At 59.2% G+C, this 6,632-nt stretch carries 5 protein-coding genes and 1 pseudogene; all 6 read left to right on the top strand.

The genetic code is table 11. The annotated features are described in order from the left end of the window. Nucleotides 1–643: 643 nt before the first annotated feature. The gene (locus C9427_RS33160) at nucleotides 644–2,317 is read left to right on the top strand and encodes an ABC transporter substrate-binding protein (protein WP_107653142.1); all 1,674 of its coding nucleotides are present in this window, start codon (nucleotides 644–646) and stop codon (nucleotides 2,315–2,317) included. After that, entirely contained in the window at nucleotides 2,310–3,311 is a 1,002-nt protein-coding gene (locus C9427_RS33155) for an ABC transporter permease (RefSeq protein WP_107653141.1), read from the top strand. Before C9427_RS33160 ends, C9427_RS33155 begins: the two co-directional genes overlap by 8 nt. Then, entirely contained in the window at nucleotides 3,308–4,240 is a 933-nt protein-coding gene (locus C9427_RS33150) for an ABC transporter permease (RefSeq protein WP_107653140.1), read from the top strand. Before C9427_RS33155 ends, C9427_RS33150 begins: the two co-directional genes overlap by 4 nt. Then, on the top strand, nucleotides 4,237–5,247 hold the full coding sequence (locus C9427_RS33145; protein ID WP_107653139.1) for an ABC transporter ATP-binding protein: 1,011 nt from the start codon (nucleotides 4,237–4,239) through the stop codon (nucleotides 5,245–5,247). The genes C9427_RS33150 and C9427_RS33145 overlap by 4 nt, the downstream gene beginning before the upstream one ends. Then, a complete protein-coding gene (locus C9427_RS33140; RefSeq protein WP_107653138.1) occupies nucleotides 5,240–6,241 on the top strand; it encodes an ABC transporter ATP-binding protein in 1,002 nt (333 codons plus the stop codon). Before C9427_RS33145 ends, C9427_RS33140 begins: the two co-directional genes overlap by 8 nt. Nucleotides 6,242–6,310: 69 nt before the next feature. Continuing rightward, a pseudogene (locus C9427_RS33135) lies at nucleotides 6,311–6,471 on the top strand (methylaspartate ammonia-lyase); the annotation flags it as partial. Between the last annotated feature and the right edge of the window lie 161 nt (nucleotides 6,472–6,632).

The following is a 6,632-nucleotide window of genomic DNA, read 5'->3' as shown; positions in this document are numbered from 1 at the left end:
CGTGCGTCTTCAGTCATACCGAACCTCTCTTCGTTGGCAACGTGAACTCGTGCGCGATTGAGCTCTTCTGGCAGTTCGAGCTAAGTGAGGTGTAGCACTGCTCATTTGAGGGCTGGAAATATTGAATCAACATGCGTCCCATCGCGATACGCGATTGGCCTGGCTTGCTCCAAGTCTCGTGCGATGCGCACCAGCGTGGCCTCTTTTATGAAGCGACCGAGGATCTGAATTCCAATCAGCAGCCCGCTGGCGCTTTGTGCCATAGGCAGGGAGACCGAAGGATGTCCGGTGACATTCAAAACGCCAGTTTATTGATAGCGCGCGGCATCCGCTTCCTAGTACCTAGGAGTGCCCCCGCCTGCGCGAGCGAAGTTCCGTCCCTAGCGATTGAAGCTGCCGGTCGCCTTTTTCAACATTGTCGCAGTCCTTATTTGCTTTTGGCAGACGGCCGGCAAACCCATCTGACTCCTAGATAGGTGCCATACGGATTCTATGTTTGCCATTTCCGGAATTCCGTCTGACCCTCAGCCCACAACAACAACGGGAACAGCGGCATCATTGCCTAGCTTCATGCGTCGGTATTGGCTTCGCATCACTGCTCTTTAAGGGCTGGAATTTCGGCGTGGCTTTAGGGGAGGACAGAATGAACCAGTGGACACTCAGTCGACGCGTGGTCATGAAGGCGCTGCTTATGGGATCAGCTGCACCGTGGGTCATGCGCTCAAGCGCGTTTGCCTCTTCGTGCGACGATCACATCGTGCGCCTCGGCGGAACCATCTTCCCCGACACCATGAACCCCTTTGCAACCTGGAGCTCGTTCTGGCCGCAGGTTTTCACCTATGACTGCCTGGTCGGCCCGGACGCCCGGCGTCACGAAGATCGGAAGGGGTTTGCCAAGCTGTGGTCCGTTGCGGACGATAAGCTCACCTGGACCTTCAAGATCTGGCCGGACATGAAGTGGTCGGATGGCCAACCTGCCACCGCACGGGATGCAGCATTCACCTATAAGTATCTCCGCGACTCCATTGGCAAGCCCGACGAGTTAAACGTCGGCTGGAACAACACCGACGGTTTGCAAAACGTCGAGTCCATCACGGCCCTCGACGATGAGACTTTGCAGATCGTGACCAAGGTCCCCACCCTCTGGCCAATCGACAACCAAACGATGATTGTTCCCGAGCACATCTGGAAGGACATCAGCAACGCCGACGCGCGCAGCACGTTCCGCAACGATCCGCCGCTCGTGGGCACAGGGCCTATGATAGTTTCGGAGTTTCAGCAGGATCAATTCGCCAGCTTGACCGCAAACAAGTACTTCCGGGGGGGCCAGCCGAAGACGTCTGGCATGATATTGCACTTCTTCAAATCGGCCGATCTCATCGCGCAGGGTCTGAAGAGCGGAGACCTCGATTATGGCTTCTACCTGACGGCTGCCCAGTGGGCCGACCTCTCGAAGGATCCCGGCATCGTGGTCAATGAATCGCGCATTGAGCAGCGGGATTATTTGGCCTTCAACACTCTCTCGGGGAAGGGGGCAGGCAGCACCAAGGCGCTGCAGGATCCAGCGTTTCGCGTTGCAATCGGGTATGCGATCGACCAGAAGGCCATTGTCGAGCGCGCACTGCGCGGGCACGGCGATCCCGGCGTTGGACTGGTGATGCCGCTGGCAACCGATTACTATTCGGACCTCAGTGATATCAGGCGTCATTTCGATCTAGCCGAGGCGGGCCGCAGGCTCGATGCTGCCGGCTATCGGGACACGAACGGTGACGGCGTGCGAGAGGACAGGGAAGGAAAAAGCTTCCAGCTTGAGCTGATAGCCGGACCTTCGGCGAACATCGAGATACCCATCGCGGCCGTGCAGCTTGTCGCTGGGTGGTTCGAACAAATTGGCATCCCCGTGTCGGTGACCCAGCTCGACGCCGGCGCGTTACGTGCCCGTTGGGCAGCTCCGGAAAATGGCGGCGGAGGCTGGGATCTGCTCATTGACAACGGCTGGCTAGGTACCAGGCCTCGCGACCTGCTAATCCTCGGCAGCAGCAAGGCCATCGGTACCAACAACGGATCGTTCTGGACAAATGAGAAATTCGACAAGCTCCTGTCAGAGGTCGAGGTCACCGTCGACCTCAAGAAGAGCCAGCAGCTAGTCGACCAGGCGGTGCGGCTCATTTACGCCGAGGCGCCCTACATCATGCTATGTTACCCCACCCTGCTTGAGGCCCGTCGCAAGGATTGCTTCGAAGGCTGGGGAACCCAGGATCTCATGTCGATGTGGAGCTATTTCCCGCTCGATCGCTTGAGGCCACAGAATGGCTAGCACTGGAATAGGAGCCCCGAAGAGCCAGCACGTGGGGCGCATCTTCCTCAGGGCGGCCGTGACGCTTCTGATGGTGGCGTCGCTAAACTTCATCTTGTTCAGAATCATTCCAGGCGACCCTGCAGCGCTTCTGCTTGGCGGTGCGCGCACCAGCGTGACCGCTGAGCAGATGGAGGCTCAGCGCCAGAACTGGGGCCTCGACCGGCCGCTATTCCCAGACCAGGTGGTCGACTACCTGTCGGCAAGTCTGCATGGCGATTTCGGCTATAGCTTCAAATTCAGGGGCAGGCATGTCTCTGACCTGATTTTGGAGCGCTTGCCGGCTACCGTCGCACTGGTCGGTCTAGCCCAATTCATCGCCATCCTATGCGGGGTCATGCTTGGCCTATATGCGGGCTGGCGCCGAGGAGGAGCCGTCGACCATATCGTCACGGGAGCCTCTCTGGCTCTCTATTCTACGCCGTCTTTCTGGCTCGGCATGCTCCTGGTGGTGATCTTCAGTACGGCGTTGGGCTGGCTCCCCGGCTACGGCGCATATTCACCTGGCGCTATCAGCGGTTCCCTTGATTGGTTGATCGATTACCTGCGGCATCTCGCGCTGCCGGTCACGGCGGTGACGCTTGGGCTGATCGGCCAATACGTCGTGGTCGCACGTGCCGCAATGAGTGACGTCGTCACCGAGGATTACATGGTGACGGCGCGCGCCAAAGGGCTGAACCGCGGACAGATGCTGATGCGTCATGCATTTCGGAATGCAATGCTGCCGGTCGTGACCTTGATTACCCTCAACCTTGGCTATGTGGTCGCAGGTGCCATTACCGTCGAAGCTGTTTTCGCTTGGCCGGGAATCGGCGGACTCACAGTCGAGGCGCTCAACGCGCGCGACTACCCGGTCCTTCAAGGAATTTTTCTGTTGCTCGGTGCGTCTATTGTTGTTGCAAACCTAGTCACCGATCTTGCCTACGGCATTCTTGATCCGAGAGTTCGGCAATGAGTGAAAGGACTGTTCAGTATTCCCCCCGAACCCGGGCGCGAGCGATTATGGGGTTCCTGCGCAAATTTCTTGGCTATGGCGGGGCTCAGCTCGGTCTGTTGTGTCTCGTATTCTTCCTTGGGCTGGCTGCGGTGCCCAATGCCGTTGTGGGGCCGCTTGAGACTGCGGGTACCGCAAGCGGCGACTTCCTTGCTCCGCCTCAAAGCCAACATCTTCTGGGTACGGACGAAGTCGGGCGGGACGTGCTGAATCTGGTCGTCCATGGCGCACGGATCTCTCTTACGATCGCGCTACTGGCGACCGTGATCAGCCTCGTCGTCGGGACTACGATCGGTATGACGGCTGGCTATTATGGTGGCAGGGTTGACGTCTGGCTAATGCGCTTGACGGATTTCTTTTTCGTCATGCCGTCCTTCGTACTGGCGCTGGTCATCACCCCCGTCTTTCTCCAGGTGATGGGGCGGGGCGGCGAAATCCTTGGCTTCCGTCCTTCTCTTTTCGTGATCATTGTCGTTATCGGCATGACAAGCTGGGCTTTCGGCACACGTATCGTTCGCAGCCAGACACTGTCGCTTAAGGAGCGAACATTCGTTGATCGCGCGCGCGTCGCGGGCAGCAGCAATTTCAGTATCATGATACGGCACATCCTTCCCAATCTCGTGCCGCAAATCGCAGCCAATGGTGCTCTGGTCGTCGCCGGCGCAATTTATGTCGAGACATCGCTGTCGTTCCTCGGGCTTGGCGATCCGTTGCAACCTTCATGGGGCACTTTGCTTTCGCTTGCACAGCGCGCCGGTGCAGCCAGTGCCGGAGCCTGGTGGTATCTCGGCGCCCCCGGGCTTTGCGTAATAGCGGTTTCCCTTAGCTTCGTCCTGATTGGCAATGCGCTCGACGACACCTTCAATCCACGCCACAGGGTGATTCCATGATTGACTGCTCTCAAAGCGGGGTGCCGCTTTTGGAGGTTGACGGACTCTCCGTCGACTATGGGCTCAAAGGCGTTTCGTTGCGAGCGATCGACGGCGTAAGCTTCGCTCTCGGAGCCGGGCAGGCCGTTGCGCTCGTCGGTGAATCGGGCAGTGGAAAGACCACAACCGCCATGGCGATCGCGGGTCTGCTATCACCCAACGCGAGGGTCGGCAGCGGCGAGGTGCGTTATCGCGGTAACCGACTGCCGATCGACGATGATGCGGCGATGCGGCCACATCGCTGGAGCGAAACGTCCGTTATCTTCCAGGGGGCGATGAATGCGCTTAATCCTGTTCACCGCGTCATCAAGCAGATCGCTGAGCCGTGTATGCTGAAGCTGGGTATGTCGTGTGGCGAGGCGACCGCGCGGGCAAGAGAGCTGCTCGAGCTCGTCGGTATTCCGGCCGATCGGGGCGCGGCCTATCCCCACGAATTGTCCGGTGGCATGCGACAAAGGGTGATGATCGCCATGGCGCTCGCATGTCGCCCCTCGATCGTCATTGGTGACGAGCCCACCACGGCACTCGACGTCATCACTCAGGCTCAGATCCTGAAGCTGCTGGGGGAGTTGCGATCGCAGCTTAACCTTGCCCTCATTTTGATCACCCACGACCTTTCTGTCGTCGCTGAGTGTTGTGATCACGTTATGATCATGTATTCCGGCCGAATCGTCGAAGATGGCACTGTCGCCGAAATCTTTGCCAAGCCCAATCATCCCTACACCCGCCTGCTGATCGAATCGATCCCGAACCCAGCGAGCGGCAAACGGATCATTCGGCCCATCCCCGGGGATCCACCTAACTTGATGAATCGACCGTCGGGCTGCGCTTTCCATCGGCGTTGCCCGTCGGCTATGGCGGTTTGCGCGACCGAAGTCCCGAGCCTCGATACGTTCGGGCTGGGACGCGTCGCTTGTCACCTTCACCAGTCCTTGACGCAAGAAGACAAGGTAGCAGCTCATGCTTGATACCGCCGACTTCCTCCGTCTCGAGAGTCTACAAGTTCATTTTCCTATCCAAGGCGGACTCTTCGACCGTGTCCTAGGCCGACCTGCCGGCGCAGTGCGTGCGGTGGACGGCATCGACCTCGACGTCGGACGGGGCGAGATCGTAGCCCTGGTCGGGGAATCGGGCAGCGGCAAGACGACAGTGGGCCGCATCATCACCAAGCTTGCCCAACCGACAGGCGGCAGGTTGCTGTTCGAGGGCCGCGACATTACATCCGTTCAAGGCCTGTCGGCTTTGCGCCCTTATCGGCATCGCGTGCAGATGATCTTTCAGGACGCTTATCAGGCGCTCAATCCGCGACACATGGTGTTCGATATCGTGGCGGAGCCGCTCCGTTCACTGCGGCTGGTCGAGAATAGCAAACAGCTCGTCGAGCGGGTAGGCGAAGCTCTTGCGTCCGCCGGGCTCAATCCTCCCGGTGACTTCTTCGCCCGCTTCCCACACGAACTGTCAGGAGGGCAGCGCCAGCGAGTCGTGATTGCCGGAGCGCTGGCCGTCAGGCCGGAGCTCATCGTTGCTGATGAACCTGTGTCGATGCTCGATGTCTCGATACGAGCACAGATTCTTCAGGTCCTGGTTGACCTGCGCGACAAGCACAACATGGCGCTGCTGTTCATTACTCACGACCTGCCGCTCGCCTGGTTGATCGCCGACCGAATAGCCGTCTTGTATCTTGGGAAATTGGTCGAGATCGGTAGCGCCGACGAAATCACATTCAACCCCCGCCACCCGTATACGGTGGCCTTGCGGAACGCCACCCCACAGATTGGGAGCAACGCAGGTCGGGCCGACCTGCCGGCCCTGCACGGGGAGGTTCCAAGCGCCGCACGCGTGCCGAAAGGCTGTCGTTTTCATCCACGTTGTCCGCTTGCCTTCGATCGGTGCCGGCAAGAGGAGCCGCCGGCCATCGAGGTGGGGCCTCAGCACATGTCCGCGTGCTGGCTTGCTAAATGACGGGTTACTCCGCGCCAACGCCACGCGGCCGGCTCATCACGCCTTTGATAGAGCTGGGTGAAAAGCTGGATCGCCGATGCGCATGCCGTTGTTATCTGCAAGGCGAGCAAGGGTGGGGCGTGTGTTGGGGGAAGCTGTAGTGAAACAGATCTCTCCGCCCGGGCTTCTGTCCACATTTCGGTAGCGACCCAGCCCACATGATGCCCGCAAAGCCCGGAATGGGTGTCGAGCCAGACTAATCGCGTATCGCGATGGGACGCATGTTGATTCAATATTTCCAGCCCTCAAATGAGCAGTGCTACACCTCACTTAGCTCGAACTGCCAGAAGAGCTCAATCGCGCACGAGCTGACGTTGCCAACGGGGAGGTTCGGTTTGGCTGGAGACTCAGG

The organism is Mesorhizobium helmanticense, from assembly GCF_003034915.1.
GTDB classification, from domain to species: domain Bacteria; phylum Pseudomonadota; class Alphaproteobacteria; order Rhizobiales; family Rhizobiaceae; genus Mesorhizobium; species Mesorhizobium helmanticense.
Note: the sequence above shows the minus strand (reverse complement) of the source record. Positions and strands in the feature narration are given on the sequence as shown.

Excerpts from the sequence above, each read along its gene's own strand:
- C9427_RS33150 (WP_107653140.1), top strand. The coding sequence starts at position 3,308 with ATGAGTGAAAGGACTGTTCAGTATTCCCCCCGAACCCGGGCGCGAGCG.
- C9427_RS33145 (WP_107653139.1), top strand. The coding sequence starts at position 4,237 with ATGATTGACTGCTCTCAAAGCGGGGTGCCGCTTTTGGAGGTTGACGGA.
- C9427_RS33160 (WP_107653142.1), top strand. The coding sequence starts at position 644 with ATGAACCAGTGGACACTCAGTCGACGCGTGGTCATGAAGGCGCTGCTT.
- C9427_RS33155 (WP_107653141.1), top strand. The coding sequence starts at position 2,310 with ATGGCTAGCACTGGAATAGGAGCCCCGAAGAGCCAGCACGTGGGGCGC.
- C9427_RS33140 (WP_107653138.1), top strand. The coding sequence starts at position 5,240 with ATGCTTGATACCGCCGACTTCCTCCGTCTCGAGAGTCTACAAGTTCAT.